21 protein-coding genes are annotated in these 21,363 nt (G+C 58.7%); 9 read left to right on the top strand and 12 right to left on the bottom strand.

Annotated features, from left to right (window positions below; all coding sequences use genetic code 11):
- Positions 1-797: LysR family transcriptional regulator (locus RTP97_RS02735; RefSeq protein WP_312410646.1), on the bottom strand; the 797-nt coding region annotated here is incomplete at its 3' end.
- Between the two features lie 164 nt (positions 798-961).
- On the opposite strand from RTP97_RS02735, the gene RTP97_RS02730 reads away from it, so the two are divergent.
- The 3 genes from RTP97_RS02730 to RTP97_RS02720 all read left to right on the top strand — a co-directional run bounded on the left by RTP97_RS02730 (position 962) and on the right by RTP97_RS02720 (position 2,946).
- Entirely contained in the window at positions 962-1,969 is a 1,008-nt protein-coding gene (locus RTP97_RS02730; RefSeq protein ID WP_312410644.1) for a zinc-binding alcohol dehydrogenase family protein, read from the top strand.
- Between the two features lie 225 nt (positions 1,970-2,194).
- Positions 2,195-2,524 (top strand): RcnB family protein, encoded by a 330-nt coding sequence (locus tag RTP97_RS02725; RefSeq protein ID WP_312410642.1) that lies wholly within the window; start codon positions 2,195-2,197, stop codon positions 2,522-2,524.
- Positions 2,521-2,946, top strand: a complete 426-nt coding sequence (locus RTP97_RS02720; RefSeq protein ID WP_312410640.1) for a GNAT family N-acetyltransferase — start codon at positions 2,521-2,523, stop codon at positions 2,944-2,946. The genes RTP97_RS02725 and RTP97_RS02720 overlap by 4 nt, the downstream gene beginning before the upstream one ends.
- A gap of 58 nt (positions 2,947-3,004) precedes the next feature.
- On the opposite strand, the gene apbC is transcribed toward RTP97_RS02720, so the two are convergent.
- Positions 3,005-4,114, bottom strand: a complete 1,110-nt coding sequence (gene apbC, locus RTP97_RS02715; protein WP_312410638.1) for an iron-sulfur cluster carrier protein ApbC — start codon at positions 4,112-4,114, stop codon at positions 3,005-3,007.
- 135 nt (positions 4,115-4,249) lie between these two features.
- On the opposite strand from apbC, the gene metG reads away from it, so the two are divergent.
- Entirely contained in the window at positions 4,250-6,283 is a 2,034-nt protein-coding gene (gene metG / locus RTP97_RS02710; RefSeq protein ID WP_312410656.1) for a methionine--tRNA ligase, read from the top strand.
- 85 nt (positions 6,284-6,368) lie between these two features.
- Positions 6,369-6,827, top strand: coding sequence for a YehR family lipoprotein (locus tag RTP97_RS02705; RefSeq protein ID WP_312410636.1), 459 nt, complete (start codon positions 6,369-6,371; stop codon positions 6,825-6,827).
- A gap of 44 nt (positions 6,828-6,871) precedes the next feature.
- On the opposite strand, the gene RTP97_RS02700 is transcribed toward RTP97_RS02705, so the two are convergent.
- Genes RTP97_RS02700 through RTP97_RS02690 form a run of 3 tightly spaced genes read right to left on the bottom strand, consistent with a single transcriptional unit; the run spans position 6,872 to position 9,789 of the window.
- Positions 6,872-7,339 carry a DUF1456 family protein gene (locus RTP97_RS02700; protein ID WP_312410634.1) on the bottom strand — a complete coding sequence of 156 codons (468 nt, stop codon included), beginning with the start codon at positions 7,337-7,339 and terminating at the stop codon, positions 6,872-6,874.
- Between the two features lie 48 nt (positions 7,340-7,387).
- Positions 7,388-8,107, bottom strand: a complete 720-nt coding sequence (gene btsR, locus RTP97_RS02695; protein ID WP_312213253.1) for a two-component system response regulator BtsR — start codon at positions 8,105-8,107, stop codon at positions 7,388-7,390.
- Positions 8,101-9,789: a sensor histidine kinase gene (locus tag RTP97_RS02690; RefSeq protein WP_312410632.1), complete on the bottom strand. Its 1,689-nt coding sequence runs from the start codon at positions 9,787-9,789 to the stop codon at positions 8,101-8,103. Before RTP97_RS02690 ends, btsR begins: the two co-directional genes overlap by 7 nt.
- Positions 9,790-10,007: 218 nt before the next feature.
- Between RTP97_RS02690 and mlrA the strand changes: the two genes are divergently transcribed.
- Positions 10,008-10,739 carry an HTH-type transcriptional regulator MlrA gene (mlrA, locus tag RTP97_RS02685; protein WP_312410629.1) on the top strand — a complete coding sequence of 244 codons (732 nt, stop codon included), beginning with the start codon at positions 10,008-10,010 and terminating at the stop codon, positions 10,737-10,739.
- A gap of 58 nt (positions 10,740-10,797) precedes the next feature.
- Complete coding sequence (locus RTP97_RS02680; RefSeq protein ID WP_312213259.1) at positions 10,798-10,905, top strand: protein YohO; 108 nt, start codon at positions 10,798-10,800, stop codon at positions 10,903-10,905.
- Here the strand turns inward: RTP97_RS02680 and RTP97_RS02675 are convergent.
- From RTP97_RS02675 to bglX, 5 genes are all read right to left on the bottom strand, one after another.
- Positions 10,886-11,617, bottom strand: coding sequence for an ABC transporter permease (locus RTP97_RS02675; protein ID WP_312410626.1), 732 nt, complete (start codon positions 11,615-11,617; stop codon positions 10,886-10,888). The genes RTP97_RS02680 and RTP97_RS02675 overlap by 20 nt on opposite strands.
- Positions 11,601-12,548: an ABC transporter ATP-binding protein gene (locus RTP97_RS02670; RefSeq protein WP_312410623.1), complete on the bottom strand. Its 948-nt coding sequence runs from the start codon at positions 12,546-12,548 to the stop codon at positions 11,601-11,603. Before RTP97_RS02670 ends, RTP97_RS02675 begins: the two co-directional genes overlap by 17 nt.
- Complete coding sequence (locus RTP97_RS02665) at positions 12,545-13,699, bottom strand: ABC transporter permease (protein WP_312410621.1); 1,155 nt, start codon at positions 13,697-13,699, stop codon at positions 12,545-12,547. The genes RTP97_RS02670 and RTP97_RS02665 overlap by 4 nt, the downstream gene beginning before the upstream one ends.
- Before the next feature lie 21 nt (positions 13,700-13,720).
- Positions 13,721-14,638, bottom strand: coding sequence for an ABC transporter substrate-binding protein (locus RTP97_RS02660; protein ID WP_312410619.1), 918 nt, complete (start codon positions 14,636-14,638; stop codon positions 13,721-13,723).
- A 98-nt stretch (positions 14,639-14,736) separates the two neighbouring features.
- Positions 14,737-17,034 (bottom strand): beta-glucosidase BglX, encoded by a 2,298-nt coding sequence (bglX, locus tag RTP97_RS02655; protein ID WP_312410618.1) that lies wholly within the window; start codon positions 17,032-17,034, stop codon positions 14,737-14,739.
- A 186-nt stretch (positions 17,035-17,220) separates the two neighbouring features.
- Between bglX and dld the strand changes: the two genes are divergently transcribed.
- Both dld and RTP97_RS02645 read left to right on the top strand, forming a co-directional pair.
- Positions 17,221-18,951, top strand: a complete 1,731-nt coding sequence (dld, locus tag RTP97_RS02650; RefSeq protein ID WP_312410616.1) for a D-lactate dehydrogenase — start codon at positions 17,221-17,223, stop codon at positions 18,949-18,951.
- Positions 18,952-18,965: 14 nt separating this feature from the next.
- Positions 18,966-19,520 carry an N-acetyltransferase family protein gene (locus RTP97_RS02645; protein ID WP_312229266.1) on the top strand — a complete coding sequence of 185 codons (555 nt, stop codon included), beginning with the start codon at positions 18,966-18,968 and terminating at the stop codon, positions 19,518-19,520.
- Positions 19,521-19,530: 10 nt separating this feature from the next.
- Here RTP97_RS02645 and pbpG read toward each other — a convergent pair whose 3' ends face one another.
- Together pbpG and RTP97_RS02635 are read right to left on the bottom strand one after the other, a co-directional pair.
- The gene (pbpG, locus tag RTP97_RS02640) at positions 19,531-20,478 is read right to left on the bottom strand and encodes a D-alanyl-D-alanine endopeptidase (protein WP_312410613.1); all 948 of its coding nucleotides are present in this window, start codon (positions 20,476-20,478) and stop codon (positions 19,531-19,533) included.
- 154 nt (positions 20,479-20,632) lie between these two features.
- A complete protein-coding gene (locus RTP97_RS02635; RefSeq protein WP_312410610.1) occupies positions 20,633-21,220 on the bottom strand; it encodes a Yip1 family protein in 588 nt (195 codons plus the stop codon).
- Between the last annotated feature and the right edge of the window lie 143 nt (positions 21,221-21,363).

Genomic DNA, 21,363 nt, shown 5'->3' with positions numbered 1-21,363 from the left:
CACCACGGCTCCAGCACCGCCTCCAGCTTTCCTTCGGCCAGCGCATCCGCGACCGTATCCTCTGGTACAAACGCCAGCCCCATGCCGGAGATCGCTGCGTCGATGCGAGCAGGCAGATTATTAAACGTCAGTTGCCCCTCGACCCGCACTCGTAGATCCTGTCCGTCGCGGGAGAACTCCCAGGCATAAAGCCCGCCCAGGGTCGGCAGACGGATATTGATGCAGCGGTGATGCTGAAGATCGTGAGGCGTCTCTGGCCTGCCATGACGGGCAAAGTAGTCCGAGGAGCCGACCACCCGCATCCGCCAGTCCGGTCCGATTCTCACCGCCACCATATCCTTTGCGACCTGCTCCCCCAGCCTAACCCCCGCGTCAAAGCGGCCGCTGACGATGTCCGTCAGACTATTGTCAGTAGTTAGCTCAACATTAACATCAGGATATTCCAGCAAAAAAGGCTTCAGCGCTGGCCAGACCGTAGATTGCAGGGCGTGCTCGCCAAGATTGATACGGATATTGCCGGCGACGCGATCGCGCATCTCGGTCAGCGAAGTCAGTTCACTCTCGATCTCGCTAAAGCGGGGCGCAATGGTGTTGATGAGCCTTTCACCCGCCTCGGTTGGGGCTACGCTGCGGGTAGTGCGCGTTAACAGACGGATCTCAAGCCGCTCCTCCAGCCCCTTAATGGCGTGGCTCAGGGCTGACTGGGAGACGCCAAGCTTCGCCGCCGCCCGGGTAAAGCTCCGCTCCTGTGCCACCACGGTCAGATAGTAGAGATCGTTAAAATTATCTTTAAGCATCAACACCGTCCCACTATTTATGAGTAAGGCTCAACAATAGCGCAGTCGCACGCTATTTTCACTCCCGAAGGATAAGTGCTGCTGTTATCAGATGCTGTTTCCCGCGCCTCGCGCTGGTTACCCTACACTCATCTATCTGAAGCCACTCATGCTATGGAGTATTTATGAAAGCTATTGCTATTACCGCAGCGGCACAGGCCGACGGCAACGTTGATGCCCTGCAGGAGATTGAGATTGAAAAACCGGTCGCGCACGGCCACGACCTGCTGGTGCAGGTAAAAGCGATCTCCGTTAACCCGGTAGATACCAAAGTTCGTGCAGGCTTTAACGCCGATCGGCCGCGTATTCTCGGCTGGGATGCAGTAGGTGTTGTGGCCGAAGTGGGTGACGCGGTCACGCTGTTTAAGCCAGGCGACACCGTGTGGTACGCCGGGGCGCTGACCCGTCCGGGCAGCAATAGCGAATATCAGCTGGTGGATGAGCGTATCGTAGCCCTGAAGCCCACCTCTCTGGATAACGCCTCTGCCGCCGCGCTGCCGTTAACGGCCATCACCGCCTGGGAGATGTTATTCGATCGCCTGGGCATCAGCGAAAACGGTAACGAAGGCGACGTGCTGCTGATCGTCGGTGCGGCAGGCGGTGTCGGCTCGATCATGACCCAGCTTGCACGTAAGCTCACCAAGATGACGGTGATCGGCACGGCGTCACGTCCGGCAAGCCAGAAGTGGGTGACCGACCTCGGTGCGCACCACGTTATCGATCACAGCAAACCGCTGAGCGAGGAGCTGGCGCGGATCGGCATTAAGCATGTGACTCACGTCGCCAGCCTGAACAATACCGAAGAGCACTATCAGCAGCTGATTGAGGCGCTGATCCCGCAGGGTAAACTGGCGCTGATTGACGATCCCGAGACGCTGGATGCGCGCCCGCTGAAGGCGAAGAGCATCTCTCTGCACTGGGAGTTTATGTTTACCCGCTCAATGTTCGAAACCGAGGACATCATTGAGCAGCACCGTCTGCTGACCCGCGTGGCCTCGCTTATCGACGGCGGCGTGATTAAGACCACCCTGGGCGAACACGTTGGCGCAATCAACGCAGAGAACCTGCGTAAGGCCCACCGGCTGCTGGAATCCCATCGCACAGTGGGCAAGCTCGTGCTGGAAGGTTTCTAACGCCAGGAATCCTCCCAAAAGGGATCGCTCTTCTCAAGCGGATGGCTGTTTTAGCGATCCGCTGCTTCTGCTTTCTCCCGCATTTGCTTACACTTTTTCCCATAGCACGCGCGAGCAAGAGAGTTTTTGCTATTGCTTTCAGAGAGAAATCACAGCGATGATAGCGCGCACGTAATACGAAAGGGCCAGACGAAAACAGCCCGCCCGGCAAAATATGGAGAGACCATGGGTAAGACTAAACTGATGCTTCTTGGTGCGCTGCTGGTCTCAGCAAGCACCGCTTTTGCAGCGCCACAGCTCGCTGCCGCCTCGGGCGTATCGAAGTACGAATTGCAGGAATTTGTTGCTGACTTTACCAAATTCAAAATTGGCGACACCGTTCCGCCGATGTACCTCACCGATGAATACAACATCAAAGCGTGGCAGCAGCGCAACCTGCCCGCGCCGGATGCCGGAAGCCGCTGGACCTACATGGGTGGCAACTACGTGCTGATCACCGAACCCGAAGGTAAGATCCTCAAAATCTACGACGGCGAGATTTTCTACCACCGATGATTATTCGTCCCTGGCAGGAGAGCGATCGCCCCTTTCTCCGCACGCTCTACCTGCACGCCCGCCGTACCTGCTGGACATGGAAAGATGGCCGCGACTGGCAGCTGGAAGATTTTGATGCCGTCACCCTCGGGGAGCGTATCTGGGTTGCCGAAGAGGATGGTCACCGTTTGGGCTTCGCCTCGGTCACGCTGAATGATAATTTTGTCCACAACCTGTTCGTTGACCCGGCGTACCAGGGTCGGGGCGTGGGCAGCGCACTGCTGCAAAAGGTGCAGTCGTACTTTACCAGCTCAGGATCGCTAAAGTGTCTTGCTGAGAATAAAGCTGCGCTGGCGTTTTATCGCCGTCACGGCTGGCATATCGAGGCGCGAGGCGAAGCGCCGGAAGGGAATTACTTTTTACTGCACTATAGGTTGCTTTAGGTAACGCCGGGTGGCGGCTTCGCCTGACCCGGCCTACAAAATGCAAATCCGACGCTGCTTACACCGCGCGGAAGGCGATCTCGGACGGGATCACGTCGCCCTGCCAGTAGAGCTGGGCGGCAACGCGCCCGGCAAGTTTGCGGTAGAGCGCGGTAAATTCGCTATCCGGACGGTGGATCACCGTTGGCGTACCGTTATCGAGATCTTCACGCAGGGTAATGTGCAGCGGCATCTGTCCCAGCAGCTCGGTGTGGTACTGCTCGGCCAGCTTCTCTGCACCACCGCTGCCGAAGATGGCTTCATGATGGCCGCAGTTGCTGCAGATATGCATGCTCATGTTCTCAACGATTCCCAGCACCGGGACCTCCACCTTCTCAAACATCACGATGCCTTTTTTGGCGTCGATCAGGGCGATGTCCTGCGGCGTCGTCACTACCAGCGCCCCGGTCACCGGAATGTTTTGCGCCAGCGTCAGCTGAATGTCCCCGGTACCCGGCGGCATATCCAGCACCAGGTAGTCCAGATCTGGCCACATTGACTCCTGCAGCAGCTGCAGCAACGCCTTGCTGGCCATCGGGCCACGCCACACCATGGCGTTGTCATCGGTCACCAGATAGCCGATTGAGTTGGTCGCCAGGCCATGGGCCATGATCGGCGCCATGTGGGTGCCGTCCGGGGAGGTCGGTCGATTGCCCTCGGTGCCCAGCATTGCCGGGATTGACGGGCCGTAGATATCGGCATCGAGGATCCCGACCTTCGCCCCTTCGGCGGCCAGCGCCAGCGCCAGGTTGACCGCGGTAGAGGACTTCCCTACCCCGCCCTTGCCGGAGCTGACGGCAATAATGTTCTTCACGCCGTTGATGCCCGGCTGATTTTTTACACGCTTCAGCGTGGCGATGGTGTGGGACAGCTTCCAGTCGATGGCTTTTGCGCCGGTGATGCGCAGCAGCTCGGCGCTGCACTGCTCCTTCAGCTCCTCAAACGCGCTGCGCCAGGCGAACGGCATCAGCAGTTCGATGTGCACGGTGTCATCCAGCCAGGCAACGTGGTGCACGGCTTTTAGCGCGGTGAGATTATGCTTCAAAGTGGGGTGCTTAAAATTTGCCAGCGTTCCGGCAACCATTGCTCGCAGGGCTTCCGGTGATTTGGCCTGGGATTGAGAGTTCATCCCGACTCCTCTGTTCTTGTAGGTGAAAAGCTCGTGTAACAAGTTTACCTGAAAGAAAAAGGTTTGTGCTTACTTAATAGTGCCCCATTTGGTAATATCAAAACCCCTTTTTTTACAGAAGACGTAATGCTCACTATGACTCAAGTCGCGAAAAAAATTCTGGTAACGTGCGCGCTGCCGTACGCAAACGGCTCCATCCACCTCGGCCATATGCTGGAGCACATCCAGGCTGATGTCTGGGTCCGTTACCAGCGAATGCGCGGCCACGAGGTCAACTTTATCTGCGCCGACGACGCCCACGGTACGCCTATCATGCTGAAAGCTCAGCAGCTGGGCATCACCCCGGAGCAGATGATCGGTGAGATGAGCCAGGAGCACCAGACCGATTTTGCTGGCTTTGATATTAGCTATGACAACTACCACTCCACGCACAGCGAAGAGAACCGCGAGCTGTCCGAGCTGATCTACGGTCGCCTGAAAGAGAACGGTTTCATCAAGAACCGCACCATCTCTCAGCTCTACGATCCGGAGAAAGGCATGTTCCTGCCGGACCGTTTTGTGAAAGGCACCTGCCCGAAATGTAAGTCGCCGGATCAGTATGGCGATAACTGTGAAGTGTGCGGGGCAACCTATAGCCCGACCGAGCTGATCGAGCCGAAGTCGGTGGTCTCTGGCGCGACGCCAGTGATGCGTGACTCCGAGCACTTCTTCTTTGACCTGCCGTCGTTCAGCGAAATGCTACAGGCGTGGACCCGCTCCGGTGCGCTCCAGGAGCAGGTAGCGAACAAAATGCAGGAGTGGTTTGAATCCGGCCTGCAGCAGTGGGATATCTCCCGCGACGCGCCCTACTTCGGCTTTGAAATCCCGAACGCGCCGGGCAAATACTTCTACGTCTGGCTGGATGCGCCGATCGGCTACATGGGTTCCTTTAAGAACCTCTGCGACAAGCGCGGCGACACCCTAAGCTTCGACGAATACTGGAAGAAAGACTCCACCGCCGAGCTGTATCACTTTATCGGCAAGGATATCGTCTACTTCCACAGTCTGTTCTGGCCAGCGATGCTGGAAGGCAGCAATTTCCGCAAGCCGACCAACCTGTTCGTGCACGGCTACGTGACGGTGAACGGCGCGAAGATGTCTAAATCGCGCGGCACCTTCATCAAGGCCAGCACCTGGCTGAACCACTTCGATGCTGACAGTCTGCGCTACTACTACACCGCCAAGCTCTCTTCGCGCATCGACGATATCGACCTCAACCTGGAAGATTTTGTTCAGCGCGTGAATGCCGACATCGTCAACAAGGTGGTGAACCTTGCCTCCCGTAACGCGGGCTTTATCGCCAAGCGCTTTGACGGCGTACTGGCGGCCGAGCTGCCGGACCCGGCACTGTATAAAACCTTCACCGATGCGGCAGCCAGCATTGGCGAGGCGTGGGAGAGCCGTGAGTTTGGTAAAGCGGTGCGTGAGATTATGGCCCTGGCCGACGTGGCAAACCGCTACGTTGATGAGCAGGCACCGTGGGTAGTGGCGAAGCAGGAGGGCCGCGATGCCGATCTGCAGGCTATCTGCACCATGGGGCTTAACCTGTTCCGTGTGCTGATGACCTGGCTGAAGCCGGTGCTGCCGCAGCTGGCCGCACGTGCTGAAGCGTTCCTCAACACCGAGCTGAGCTGGGATGCTATCCAGCAGCCGCTGCTGGGCCACAAGGTGAATACCTTTAAGGCGCTCTACAACCGCATCGAGATGAAGCAGGTTGAAGCTCTGGTCGAGGCCTCGAAAGAGGAGGTGAAAGCTGCCGCTGCGCCGGTTACCGGTCCGCTGGCGGACGATCCGATTCAGGAGACTATCAGCTTTGACGACTTCGCGAAAGTCGATATGCGCGTGGCGCTGATTGAGAACGCCGAGTTTGTTGACGGCTCCGACAAGCTGCTGCGCCTGACCCTCGATCTCGGCGGCGAGAAACGTAACGTCTTTTCCGGCATTCGCTCCGCCTACCCGGATCCGGCCGTGCTGGTGGGCCGCCTGACGGTGATGGTCGCCAACCTCGCGCCGCGTAAGATGCGCTTTGGTATCTCCGAAGGGATGGTGATGGCCGCCGGTCCTGGCGGGAAGGATATCTTCCTGCTTAGCCCGGACAGCGGTGCGCAGCCGGGACAACAGGTTAAATAATCCGCAAAGGGTGCTCTAAACAGAGCGCCCTTTTTTTATTGCGCTATGATTTTAGGGACAGGGTTATTTTAAATAAGGGAAAAGTATGAATATTGTGAAAAAAATCATTGCTACGGCGTTTACTGCACTGCTGGTAATTACCTTGAGCGGCTGCGGCGACAAAGAAGAGAGTAAAACCTTCACCTGGTCAGACGGTAAAACCAACGTTGAGCTGACCTATTACTATAAAAACGATGTGGTGCTGCGCCAGACGGCGAAAAATACCCTGCATTATGATGCGCTGGGGATCCCAAATAAAGAGGCGGCTATGCAGCGTCTGGGGCCAATCAGCGAGCAGTATAAAGAGATTAAAGGCGTTGAAGAGGATCTGGACTACCAGGATACTTATGCCACTGAGACCTTAACCGTTGATTACACCAAAGTTGATCGCGATGCGCTGCAGAAAGTGCAGGGCACGGCGTTTACCGGTGAAATCAAAGAGGGTATCAGCATGAAGAAATCAGAGGAGCTGCTGGAGTCTCGTGGTTTTAAAGAGGTGAAATAACCTGCTTAATGCCCGGCAGCGCCTGCTGCCGGGCCAGTCACATCTTATTTAGTCGCGTGCAGACGCACGGCCAGGCCACGCAGGAAATAACGGAAAAACTGATCCCCGCACTCGCGATAATTCTTATGATCCGACGCGCGCATCATGGCGGTAATTTCCGGCATCGACACGCGGAACTGCTGCTCGGTCAGAATAGCCAGAATATCGTCGGTTTTTAAGGCAAAGGCGATCCGCAGCTTTTTCAGCACAATATTATTATTCAGTTTGCGCTCGGCTTTCAGCTCAGGAGTAGACTCGTCTTTGCCCCGGCGAGCATAGATCAGCCCGTTAAGGAAAGTCGACATCACGATGTCCGGGCAGGCCTGGAACCCAGCCTCCTCCTCTTTACGCAGCCAGGCGGCAATCTGCTGCTCGCTGGTCTCTGCGCCGCCAAGGGTAAAGATCCGTTGCAGCTCGGTGTTGTTGGCTTTCAGGGTGTAGCGCAGGCTACGTAAAATATCGTTGTTCAGCATAGTCTCGTCGGCGGTGATTTTCGCAAACGCACAGTGTACCACCGAAGTTTACAACCCCAGCGCCTCTTTTAGATTTTTCAGGTAGCGGCGGCTGACCGGCACGGTATGGCCGTCGCGCAGCAGCAGCTCGGCCTGGCCGTTATCCTCAAAGCGGATCTCCTGCAGATGGGCCATATTTACCAGATACTGGCGATGGCAGCGCATCAGCGGCGTACGCTGCTCGAGCGTGCGCAGCGTCAGCTCGGTAAAGCCCTCTTTGCCCTCGTGGCTGGTGACGTAGACGCCGCTCATCCGGCTGCTGACAAAGGCCACGTCGTCCATCTGCAGCAGCCAGATGCGGCTGTGGCCGGTGCAGGGGATGAACTTCAGCGCCTGCTGGTTCTCCGGCAGCAGGGAGATATCCTGCACGCCCCGCTCCTGGCGCAGGCGCTGGAGGGTCTTCGCCAGCCGCGGCGCCTCAATAGGCTTGAGCAGATAGTCAAAGGCATGCTCTTCAAACGCCTTCACCGCATACTCGTCGAAGGCGGTAAGAAACACCACGTAAGGACGCTGGTCCGGATCGAGCATACCCACCATCTCCAGACCGCTAATGCGCGGCATCTGGATATCCAGAAACAGCACGTCCGGGCGCAGCTTGTGCACCGCGCCCAGCGCCTCTATCGCGTTCGCGCACTCGCCAACAATCTCAATGTCGCTCTCGTCCTCAAGCAGAACGCGCAGGTTCTCCCGCGCCAGCGGCTCGTCATCGACAATCAACACTTTTAACATGCGTTCTCCTCCAGGGGCAGTCGCAGGGTAATGCGGGTAAAACGATCTGGCTCGCACTGCACCGTGATACCGCAGGTGTCGCCAAACCGCGCCCGTAGGCGCTTGTCCACGAGGCTCATGCCCAGCCCGCTGGCGTCGGTTTTCGGCTGATAGAGACCCGCGTTATCTTCGATATCCAGCACCAGGTGATCCTCCTGCTGGCTGGCCTGAATGGTGATCTCCCCCACGCCCAGCAGCTGCGAGGTACCGTGCTTAATGGCGTTTTCCACGATCGGTTGCAGGGTAAAGGCCGGAAGCTGCTGATGGGCCAGCGCATCGGGCACGTATAGCATCACCTGCAAGTTGGCCTGAAAACGCGCCTTCTCAATTTGCAGGTAGGCGTTCACATGCTCAATCTCATCCGCCAGAGTAACCACCTCCGACGGGCGCTTCAGGTTTTTACGGAAAAAGGTCGAGAGGTACTGTACCAGCTGGCCTGCCTGATCGCTGTCGCGGCGGATCACTGCCTTCAGGGTATTGAGGGCGTTAAAGAGAAAGTGCGGGTTAACCTGGGCATGGAGCAGCTTAATCTCCGACTGGGTCAACAGCGCTTTCTGCCGCTCATACTGTCCGGCAAGGATCTGCGCCGACAGCAGCTGGGCAATCCCCTCCCCCAGGGTGCGGTTGATGGAGCTAAATAGACGGTTCTTGGCCTCGTAGAGCTTGATAGTGCCCATCACCCGCTGATTTTCGCCGCGCAACGGGATCACCAGGGTCGAGCCGAGCTTGCACTGGGGGTGCAGCGAGCAGCGGTACGGCACCTCGTTGCCGTCGGCATAGACCACCTCGCCGGTCTCCAGCGTCTTTTTGGTCCAGGCCGAGGAGATGGGTCGGCCCGGCAGATGGTGATCGTCGCCAATACCTTTGAACGCCAGCAGCTTCTCCCGATCGGTGATGGCTACCGCGCCTATATCCAGCTCCTGATAGAGCACCTGGGCCACCTTCATGCTGTTCTCTTCGTTAAACCCCTGCCGTAAGATCCCCTCCGTGGAGGCCGCTACTTTCAAGGCGGTGGCGGAGAAGGCCGAGGTGTACTTTTCGAACATGGCACGCTTGTCCAGCAGGATACGCATAAACAGCGCCGCACCCACGGTATTGGTGACCATCATTGGCGCGGCGATGCTGCTCACCAGATGCAGAGCATCGGCAAAGGGGCGAGCGATGAGCAGAATAATCAGCATCTGCACCAGCTCCGCGACCAGGGTGATCGCTCCCGCCGTCAGGGGATTAAAGACATAGTCGGTGCGGCCGCGTTTGATCAGTATGCTGTGCACCAGCCCGCCGAGCAATCCTTCGACCATGGTAGAGAGCATGCAGCTCAGGGCCGTCATGCCGCCCATCGAATAGCGATGCAGACCGCCGGTGAATCCCACCAGGCCGCCTACCAGCGGGCCGCCGAGCAGGCCCCCCATCACCGCACCTATTGCCCGCGTATTGGCGATGGAGTCTTCAATATGCAGGCCAAAGTAGGTTCCCAGAATGCAGAAGATAGAGAAAGTCACGTAGCAGAGCAGCTTGTGGGGTAGCCGGACGGTGACCTGCATCAGCGGGATAAAGAGCCGGGTTTTACTCATTAGCCAGGCGATAACCAGAAAAACGCACATCTGCTGTAGCAGCAGCAATACCAGGTTAAATTCATACATAGCTGTGCGTCCATCACGGTAAAAACGCGTAACATACAGTGAGTGAGTGTAACTTTCTTTTAAGCATTGCAATAAATCGGCAAATCGTGCTCACTATCACACAATCGGCCCGCTGATTTGACGAAATTGTTACAAAGAGAACGTAAAACGGTCAGTCCCTTCTGATACGCTGGGTATTGACCCCTGGACAAATGGAATATCCTGGCAAAGGTGGAATCATGGCGCTTTACACGATCGGTGAAGTGGCTTTGCTCTGTGATATCAATCCCGTTACGCTGCGCGCCTGGCAGCGGCGTTACGGACTGCTGAAACCGCAGCGCACAGATGGCGGGCATCGGCTATTTAACGATGCTGATATCGATCGCATCCGCGAGATAAAACGCTGGATCGACACCGGCGTGCCGGTGAGTAAAGTCCAGGCGCTGCTGCTGAATGAGTCGCTGGATGGCTCGAACGGCTGGCGCGATCAGCAGGAAGTGCTGCTCCAGCTACTGCAAAACGGCAATATTCCCCGTTTACGCCAGTGGCTAAAGGAACGAACGCGTGACTACCCTGCCGAAACGCTCACGCTTCATCTGCTCATTCCCCTCCGCCGCCGCCTGCGCTGCCAGCAACCGACCCTATTGGCAATGCTCAGCCTGCTGGACGGCATTCTGATTAACCACATCTCTGCCGCCCTGGCCTCGTCTCGAAAGAAGCACAATAAAGATGCGCTGGTGGTGGGCTGGAACATTCACGACACTACCCGGCTATGGCTGGAGGGCTGGCGGGTGAGCGAGCAGGGCTGGCGCGTGGAGGTGCTGGCAAACTCGCTAAATCAGCTGCGTCCGGATCTGTTCGAGGGCCAGACGATGATGGTGTGGTGCGGAGACGCCCCTACCCCGGCCCAGCGGCAGCAGCTGGCGACGTGGCAGGCCGCCGGGCATGCCATCTATCCGCTCGGCATTTAATGTTTTATTAACAGCTGCGCTTCACGTTATACTTATCCGCTTGAATAAGGAGTACACCATGAACGCAGCCAAAATTTCTATCATTACCCTTTTCTTTCTTATGGCCGTGGGCGGCATCGGCGGCGTGATGCTGGCGGGCTACACCGTTATTTTGCATGCTGGCTAAGACGGCGCGCCAGCCGCTCAAAGCAGCGATCGACAATAATCGCCGCCAGCGCCACCAGTAGCGCCCCCTGTAGAACGTAGGCGGTATTAAACCCGCTCAGGCCGATGATAATCGGCGTTCCCAGCGTATTTGCCCCTACCGTTGAAGCAATCGCCGCCGTGCCAATGTTAATGATGACCGACGTACGCACGCCGGCCAAAATCACCGGCGCGGCCAGCGGCAGCTCAACCTTAATCAGGCGCTGCCATCCACTCAGCCCCATCCCCTCCGCCACGCTAACCACCCCACCGGGAAGCGCAGCGATGCCTGCCAGCGTCCCCTGCAACACCGGCAGCACGCCGTAGAGGGTCAGCGCAATGATCGCTGGCTCTTTGCCGAAGCCCATCACCGGCACGGCGATCGCCAGCACCGCTACCGGGGGAAAGGTCTGCCCCACGGCGGCAATGGTCTCTACCATCGAGCGAAACTCCAGCCCCGCCGGACGGGTCACCGCAATGCCCGCGCCGACGCCCAGCACCACGGCTATTGCGCTGGAGACGCCTACCAGCCAGAAGTGGGCCAGCGTCAGGGAGATAAAGCTCTCCTGCTGATAGAGTGGCCGTGATAACTCCGGGAAGAGCGCGCTAAACAGGCCGCCGCTGTAGGGCAGCGCCAGCAGCAGGGCGATAAACAGCGCGATAAGCCACAGGAGCGGATCACGAATGATTTTCACGGCTGGCCTCCGCACGAAGCAGATCCTGGAAGTGGATTGCGCCGTAGGATGCCCCCTCGGCGTTGGCTACCGGGAGCACCTCGCAGCGTCGGGCAACGAACGCCGAGAGCGCGTCGCGCAGGGTCATGGCAGCATCGAGCGGCTCTCCGGCGACCTGTTCGGCTGGGCGGACATAGTCGCCCACGCTACGCAGGGAGAGCAGGCGCACGCCCAGTTCGCTGCGGCCAAAGAAGGTGCGAACAAACTCATTCGCGGGCCGGGTGAGCATCTCCAGCGGCGTCCCCTGCTGCACTACCCTGCCCCCATCCATCAGCACCAGGTTATCCGCCAGCTGCAACGCCTCGTCGATATCGTGGGTCACCAGCACAATGGTGCGTCCCAGCAGACGGTGGATGCGCTTCATCTCCTGCTGGAGCGCACCGCGGGTCACCGGATCCAGCGCGCCGAATGGCTCATCCATCAGCAGCACCTCTGGATCGGCCGCCAGCGCTCGCGCCACGCCGACGCGCTGCTGTTGACCGCCCGAGAGCTGGTGCGGATAGCGCCCGCGCAGCTGCGGATCCAGCCCCAGCAGGGCCATCAGCTCGTCAATGCGAGCGTCGATTTTAGCCCGGGGCCACTTCAGCAGCTGCGGCACGGTGGCGATATTCTGCGCTACCGTCCAGTGGGGAAAGAGGCCGATAGATTGAATGGCGTACCCCATGCGCCGCCGCAGAGCCAGCAGCGGCAGGCTACGGATCTCCTCTCCGGCAAAGCGGATAGTGCCCGCGTCGTGCTCCACCAGACGGTTGATCATCTTCAGGGTGGTAGATTTTCCCGAGCCTGAGGTGCCGATCAGCACCGAAAAAGCCCCGGTTTTGAAATGCAGATCGAGATCGCTGACCGCGCTCTGTCCGTTAAACGTTTTGCTAACCTGCGTGAATTCGATCATGGCTGTTTTACCTTCAGCAGTGCGATCCATAAGCCAAAAAGCGCGTCGACCACCACCGCCAGAGCGATCGTTGGGATCACTCCCAGCAGCACCAGATCCAGCGCGCTGCTGAGCAACCCCTGGAAGACCAGCGCTCCAAAGCCGCCTGCGCCAATCAGGGCGGCGATCACCGCCATGCCCACCGTCTGCACCGTTACCACCCGCAGGCTGCGCAGCAGCACCGGCAGAGCCAGCGGCAGGCGCACCTGGAAGAAGCGCTGGCGGGCACTCATCCCCATCCCGGCGGCGCTCTCCAACACCTCGTGGGGAACCTGATTCAGGCCCGCCACGACTCCGCGCACCAGCGGCAGCAGAGCGTAGAGCACCAGAGCGATCAGCGCGGGCGTCAGGCCGGTTCCGGCTATTCCGATTCGGCCGAGCGCGGGAACGTGCTCAACCAGCCCGGCCAGAGGGGCGATCAGCAGACCAAACAGCGCCACGGAGGGCACGGTCTGGATCACATTGAGCACGGTAAATACCGGTGCCTGGCGGGCAGGATGGCGATAGCACCACAGCCCCAGCGCGCCGCCCAACAGCAGCGCCGGGAGCAGCGTGCCAAAGAGCAAAATCAGATGCTGGGCCAGGGCGTCGTTAAACACATCCTGGCGGTTAGCATACTCTTTTAGCAGGGAGAGGTTATTCAGCGCCCCGGTGTGCAGGAGCAGCAGCGGCACCAGCCAGATCTGAGCCTGCAACAGCCAGCGCCAGAGGGGATTAACGGTAAGGCGGCGGATAGCGTCGCTACCGGCGAGCAGCGTCAGTGCCATCCACAGCCAGAGGCCGCTGCCGATAGAGGTACGCGCCAGCGTGCTGCCCGCCAGGGCCAGATCGGTAGCCGCTTTGCCCGCTCCCCACACCAACGCAATGAAGGTCAGCTCCGCCAGCGCCAGCGTCGCCACCAGCGGCCAGCGCCGGGGCAGAAAGCAGAGCACGAGAAAGAGCAGCGGTACGGGAAGCCACAGCGCGGGCGAGTGCGGCCAGATCTGCCACAGCGCCCGGCTCTCGCCGGACACCAGTCGGTTTGGCGCATAGTTGACAAAGGGCAGCAGGGCTGCCGCCAGGGCAAGGGCCACCAGCAGCAGCACAACGCGGTTATGACAGCGTATAGACACGTTCCGGTCCTGTCAGGCGGGTTACTTCACCAGCCCTTTCTGTTTCAGGTAGTCGGCGGCAACCTTTTTGGCATCCAGCCCCTCAACGGCGATGCTGGCATTGAGCTGCTGGAGCGTTTTCTCGTCCAGGCTCGCAAAGACCGGCTTCAGCCATTCATCCATCTGCGGATAGGCCTTCAGCACCGCCTCGCGCACCACCGGGGTCGGGGCGTAGATCGGCTGCACGCCTTTCGGATCGCTCAGGGTTTGCAGACCGAGCGCCGCAACCGGGCCATCGGTACCGTAGGCCATTGCCGCATTAACGCCGGAGGTTTGCTGAGCTGCTGCTTTAATCGTTACCGCCGTATCGCCCCCGGCGAGGGAGAGAAGCTGCTTCTGATCCAGCTTAAAGTCGTAGGCTTTCTCAAATGCCGGCAGGGCATCGGCGCGCTCAATAAACTCTGCCGATGCGGCCAGCTTAAAGTCCCCACCCTTTTTCAGATAGCCGCTGAGATCGGCCAGCGAGGTGAGTTTGTTCTTCTCCGCCAGGTCTTTACGTACGGCGATGGTCCAGGTGTTGTTAGCCGGAGCCGGGGTCAGCCACACCAGCTTGTTCTGCTCAAAGTCGAGTTTTTTCACCTTCTCGTAACCCTGCTGGGCGTTTTTCCACGCCGCATCGTTCTCGTCCTTAAAGAAGAACGCGCCGTTGCCGGTATATTCCGGGTAGATATCCAATTCGCCGGAGGTAATCGCGCCGCGTACCACCGGCGTGGTGCCCAGCTGAACTTTATTGACGGTTTTTACCCCGTGGCTCTCCAGCACCTGGAGGATAATATTCCCGAGCAGCGCCCCTTCCGTATCAATCTTCGAGCCGACTTTGACCGGCTCAGCCGCCAGCGCAGGCAGGCTCACGGCAGCCATCAGTACCAGTGAGCCCAGAGTTCCTTTAATCATTGCCATTGCACTTTCCTCATTCTTGTTGAAATTGCGGATCGCTCTTACTCTTCTCATAAAACGAAGGGCCAGTAAACTGACCCTTTTGGTTATTGCTATTCTGATTATTGCAATTCGAACTGCGCCTGTTTCACCCGGGCGGAGTCGGTGCCAATAAAGACATTAAACTTGCCTGGCTCGGCAGCGTATTTCATCTTCTGGTTCCAGAACTTCAGCGCGTTAATATCGATCGGGAAGCTGACGGTCTGGGTCTCGCCCGGCTTGAGGGTGACCTTATCAAAGCCCTTCAGCTCCTTCACCGGACGGCTCAGGGAGGCGGTGACGTCCTGAATGTACATTTGCATTACCGTGGCCCCTTCCCGCTTGCCGGTGTTGGTCACGTCAACGCTGGCGGTAACCGTACCGTCACGCGACAGAGTCGGTGCCGAGAGCTTCACGTCAGAGACGCTAAAGGTGGTGTAGCTCAGGCCGTAGCCAAACGGATAGAGCGGCCCGTTAGCCTCGTCAAAGTAGCGCGAGGTGTACTTGTTCGGGTGCTCGGCGTTGTACGGACGACCGGTATTCAGGTGGCTGTAGTAGACCGGGATCTGCCCTACGGAACGCGGGAAGGAGATCGGCAGCTTGCCGGACGGGTTGTAGTCGCCAAACAGCACGTCGGCCACGGCGTTGCCGCCTTCGGTACCGGCGAACCAGGTCTCCAGAATAGCGTCCGCCTGCTGATCCTGCTTCACCATCGCCAGCGGACGGCCGTTCATCAGCACCAGCACCAGCGGCTTACCGGTGGCTTTCAGGGCGGCGATCAGATCCTGCTGGCTCTGGGGAATGGTGATATCGGTCCGGCTGGAGGCTTCGTGCGCCATCCCCTGAGACTCGCCCACGACCGCGACGACTACGTCAGCATCGTTTGCCGCCTTGACCGCTTCGTCAATCATCGCCTGCGGCGTGCGCTCGTCAACCTGAATGGCCGGTTCATACTGGTTGAGGAACTCAACAATATCTTTGTCGTTGGTAACGTTAGCACCTTTAGCGAAGATCACCTTCCCTTCGCTACCGACGGCGTTTTTGATCCCGGTAAGAATAGTGACCGACTGTTCGGTGACGCCGGCCGCGGACCAGCTGCCCATCACGTCACGCTTGCTGTCAGCCAGCGGCCCCACCACGGCAACGGTAGCGGATTTTTTCAGCGGCAGCGTCTCCATGCGGTTCTTCAGCAGCACCATGCTTTCGCGCGCCACTTCCCGGGCCTCTTTACGGTGGAGGCGGCTCTCGGCGTTGGTGTCCTGCGGATCGCTCTCTTTCGGGCCAAGGTGGCTGTAGGGATCGTTAAACAGCCCCATGTCGTATTTGACGTTCAGCACGTGGCGAGTGGCGTCGTCCAGCTCGTCCATCGTCACCTTGCCGCTCTTGATCAGCCCCGGCAGATACTTGCTGTAGTACTCATCGGCCATGCTCATGTCGACGCCGGACTTGATTGCCACGCGCACCGCATCCTCTGGATCCGCCGCCGTGCCGTGCTTGATCAGCTCTTTAATCGCCCCGTGATCGGAGATGGTAATGCCTTTAAATTTCCAGTCACCGCGCAGGAGATCCTTCAGCAGCCACGAGTCCGAGGAGGCGGGGGTACCGTTGAGGGAGTTAAGGGCGATCATCACCCCGCCGCTGCCGGCATCAAGGGCCGCTTTATAGGGCGGCATATAGTCGTTAAACAGACGCTGCAGGCTCATGTCGACGGTGTTGTACTCCTTCCCGCCCTCTACGGCACCGTAGGCGGCGAAGTGTTTCACGCTGGTCATCACCGAGTAGCGATCCGCCGGGCTTTTGCCCTGCATCGCTTCAACCATGGTTTTGCCCATCATTGCGGTGAGGTAGGTATCCTCCCCGAAACCCTCGGAGCCACGGCCCCAGCGCGGATCGCGCGTCACGTCAACCATTGGGGCCCAGGTCATGTTCAGACCGTCGTCCGCCGCTTCATAAGCGGAAATGCGACCCACGGTTTTTACCGCATCAAGGTCAAAGGAGGAGGCCAGGCCTAAGCTGATAGGGAAAACGGTCCGCTGACCGTGTACCACGTCATAGGCAAAGAAGAGAGGGATCTTCAGGCGGCTGAGCTGCATCGCCTGGTCCTGCATCGCACGGATATCCTGGCGGGTCACGGTGTTGAAGATTGCCCCCACCTGGCTGGCCTTGATCATGTCGCGGATCGCCTCTTTCGGGTTATCTGGGCCGACGCTGATCAGGCGTAGCTGGCCAATTTTTTCGTCGACCGTCATTTTTTTGAGCAAATCCGTGACGTATGCATCCCGGGCCTCCGGCGTCAGGGGATGGTTACCGGACGTATCCTCTGCCAGTGCGGGTTGCAGCGCCAGCCCTACGGCGACACCTACTGAACATAGCCATTTCATGTCGTTCACTCTCTTGTGTTAACAGCCGACTCAGCGGCCTGACCGTGCGAAAAAACGCAGTGTGCCATAATCGTAGCGCGCCTTGCAGGGTTATTCTCTTATTTTTCTGACGATTAGTCCGTCGGGATAGATTTTCCCGCGCTATGCTTTATCAGATGATTCTGGCCCTGCCACAAGGAGTGGAAAATGTCTGCTGTATCCCTACAAAATAACAATCAGTTTCTCAGCGAACTTGCCCGGCTGGTAGGCCATGCGCAGCTGCTAACCGACCCGGCTAAAACCGCCCGCTACCGCAAAGGCTTCCGCTCCGGTGAGGGCAAGGCGCTGGCGGTGGTCTTCCCCGAAACGCTGCTGCAGCTCTGGCACGTGCTCAACCTCTGCGTGCGTAACGATAAGATCATCTTAATGCAGGCGGCGAATACCGGCCTGACCGAAGGTTCGACGCCGAGCGGCAACGACTACGATCGCGATATCGTGATTATCAGCACCCTGCGCCTGGATCAGCTCCAGCTGATCGATGAGGGCAAGCAGGTGCTGGCTTATCCTGGCACCACCCTCTATTCACTGGAGAAGGCACTGAAGCCGCTGGGCCGCGAGCCGCACTCGGTGATCGGCTCCTCGTGCATCGGGGCCTCGGTGATTGGCGGGGTGTGCAACAATTCCGGCGGCTCGCTGGTGCAGCGCGGCCCGGCCTACACCGAGATGTCGCTCTTTGCCCGTATTGACGAGCAGGGGCAGCTGCGGCTGGTGAATCATTTAGGCATCGACCTGGGCGAGACGCCGGAGCAGATCCTCAGCAAGCTTGATGACCGCCGCGTAACCGACGCCGAGGTGCGCCACGACGGCCGCCATGCCCATGACAGCGACTACGTGCAGCGGGTACGCGATATCGAGGCCGATACGCCCGCGCGCTATAACGCCGATCCGGATCGCCTGTTTGAGTCCTCCGGCTGCGCAGGCAAGCTGGCGGTCTTCGCCGTACGCCTTGATACCTTCCCGGCCGCCAAGCGTCAGCAGGTGTTCTATATCGGCACCAACCAGCCAGAGGTGCTGACGGAGATCCGCCGTCATATGCTGGCCAACTTTGATAACCTGCCGGTGGCGGCGGAGTATATGCATCGGGATATCTACGATATCGCCGAGCGCTATGGCAAAGATACCTTCCTGATGATCGACAAGCTCGGCACCGATAAGATGCCGCTGCTCTTTACCCTGAAAGGGCGCACCGACGCCATGCTGGAGAAAGTGTCGCTGTTTAAGCCCCACTTTACCGATCGTCTGATGCAGCGTGTAGGCAGCGTTTTTCCTGGGCATCTGCCGCCGCGAATGAAAAGCTGGCGCAATAAGTATGAGCATCATCTTCTGCTGAAAATGGCCGGGGACGGCATTGCCGAAGCCCAGAGCTGGTTGAAAGATTACTTCACCGAGGCCGAGGGCGGCTTCTTCGCCTGCACCACCGAGGAGGGTAACAAAGCCTTTCTGCACCGCTTCGCGGCAGCGGGGGCGGCGATCCGCTACCAGGCCGTTCATGCCGATGAGGTAGAGGAGATTCTGGCCCTGGATATTGCCCTGCGACGCAACGATACCGAGTGGTTTGAGACGCTGCCGGAGGCGATCAACAGCAAACTGACGCATAAGCTTTACTACGGCCACTTTTTCTGTCACGTTTTCCATCAGGACTACATCGTCAAAAAAGGCGTGGATGTCCATGAGCTAAAAGCGCAGATGCTGGCGCTGCTGCAGGAGCGCGGCGCGCAGTATCCGGCTGAGCATAACGTCGGGCATCTGTATGAGGCGGCGGAGAGCCTGAAGCGCAACTATCGCGAGCTCGATCCCACCAACAGCATGAACCCCGGCATTGGCAAAACCAGTAAGCAGAAATACTGGGGCGAAGGTGTAGACCTGCCCCATTCGTAAAGGAGTGCAGAGCGATGTCTGCTGTTGATGTTTTAGCCATAACCGATGTTGAAGTCCGCGACGCCTTGCCGGACGACGTACACGCTATCTCCGCGATCTACGCCTGGCACGTGCTGCATGGCCGCGCCTCCTTTGAGGAGGTGCCTCCGACCATCGACGAAATGCGCCAGCGCATAGCGAAAATTACCGGCGAGGGGCTGCCATGGCTGGTGGCGCTCTATCGCGGCATCATCGTAGGCTACTGCTACGCCGGACACTACCGCCCGCGCCACGCCTACCGTTATACCCTTGAATGCTCTATCTATATTGAGTCCACCATGACCGGACGGCGGATCGGCAGCGCGCTGATGCAGGCCCTGATCGCCCGCTGTGAAGAGGGACCCTGGCGGCAGATGGTGGCGGTGATTGGTGATGGTCATCAAAACGAAGGCTCTCTGCGCCTGCATAAGAGCCACGGCTTTGAGGTGGTGGGACAGCTACGCAGCGTTGGTTACAAGAAGGGCGACTGGCGGGATACGCTCATTATGCAGCGCCCGCTCAACGATGGAGACTGGACGCTGCCGGAGTAGCTTCTAACGATTAATCATTCTGCGCGGTTTGCGCCGCGCTGCCGGTGGCGTTGATCGCCATCTGGGCCGCCTTCTGGCGTTTATAGCTCAGCGCCGAAGCTGGGACAGGCTGAACTTTGCCGGTCTCAATCCAGGTCCGCAGACGGCTGGCATCGGCGAAATGGGTATATTTACCAAAGGCGTCCATCACCACCAGCGCCACCGGTTTGTTATTGATCACCGTACGCATCACCAGGCAGTGTCCGGCCGCATTGGTGAAGCCGGTTTTGGTCAGCTGAATATTCCAGTTGTCGCGATAGACCAGGTGGTTGGTATTGCGAAACGGCAGGGTATAGGCCGGACTGGAGAAGGTCGCCATCTCTTCACGCGTGGTGCTGAGCTGGCCGATGAGCGGGTACTGCTTGCTGGCAATCAGCAGCTTCGTCAAATCGCGCGCGGTTGAGACGTTATGGATCGACAGCCCGGTCGGCTCCACAAAGTGGGTGTTCACCATGCCCAGGGATTTTGCTTTCGCATTCATCGCCCGAATAAACGCATCGTAGCCGCCCGGATAGTGATGGGCGAGGCTGGCGGCGGCGCGGTTCTCTGAAGACATCAACGCCAGCAGCAGCATATTCTTACGGCTGATTTCACTGTTCAGACGCACACGGGAGTAGATGCCACGCATCTCCGGCGTCTTGCTGATATCGACCTTCAGACGCTCGTCCAGCGGCAGGCGGGCGTCCAGCACCACCATCGCCGTCATCAGCTTGGTGATAGAGGCAATCGGCCGCACCAGATCCGGATGGCTGGCGTAGATCACTTTATTGGTTTGCAGGTCGACAATCATCGCGCTGCCGGAGGCGATCTCAGGCTGCGCCGCGGCGGTAGCAGGAGCGGTTTTTGCCAGCGCCTGGGGGGCAACGGGTGCGGCCAGCAGCAGGGCAAGGCTTAACAGGGAAACTCGAAATTTCAGCATGGTGAGACTTCTGGTGATTATTCACGCGCGTGATGACGCACACCGCTTTTGCAGGCAAAAAATGGCAAAAGCTGGCCAACGCATGATAGCTGCCATCATGCGTTGTCGCCAGAGAAGATTGTTTGCTGAACGTTACGCGCAGATCGCGGCAGGTTCAGAACAGGCGGTAGCCGTAGCCCCAGAGTATTACGGTCAGGGCCAGCAGCACTTCCAGCACCAGCACGCCGATAGCCAGCGTTGAACTGGAGAAGCTCAGCCCCTCCTCCTGGTTAATGTTCAGGAAGGTCGGGATGCCGACATAGAGCAGATAGCCGGTATAGAACAGCGCCACCGTACCTACCAGCGCGCAAAGCCACACCAGCGGGTAGAGCGCCACCAGACCGCTTAAGAAGAGCGGCGTCGCAACGTAGCCGGCAAAGACCATGCAGCGCGCCAGCGATGGCCGCTGGGGTATGTTACGCGCCATCCAGTAGATAACCCGCCCCATCACCGCCACGCCGGCCAGCATCAGGCCATAGAAGAGGATGCCAAGTAACAGCGCAGTGGAGAGCGACAGCCTCGAGAAGACACCTTCGCCAAAGTGCCAGCCAAGCTGGGTAGTACCGATGAATGCGGAGACAACCGGGATCGCCGCCATCAGCAGAACGTGGTGGATATAGTGGTGCGAAACCGTTTCGTTTTCGCCTCTGATCACCTTCATTTCACGATCGGGATGGGACAGGAGTCCCCAGACATGGTTCATAACGCCCCCTTGCTGTCAGCCCAGATGATTACGTCTTCAGTATAATGCACTTCTGGTTATTTTTTGGCTAATGGGCCGGGCCTCCCGCCGTCTGTCTATTCACAGGAGCTATGCTTATACAACCTTTTTTCTCTGGAGGAGAG

Origin of the sequence: Pseudescherichia sp. (assembly GCF_031998825.1) — a bacterium.
Lineage (GTDB): Bacteria > Pseudomonadota > Gammaproteobacteria > Enterobacterales > Enterobacteriaceae > Pseudescherichia.
This window is presented reverse-complemented; position numbering and strand designations above follow the sequence as displayed.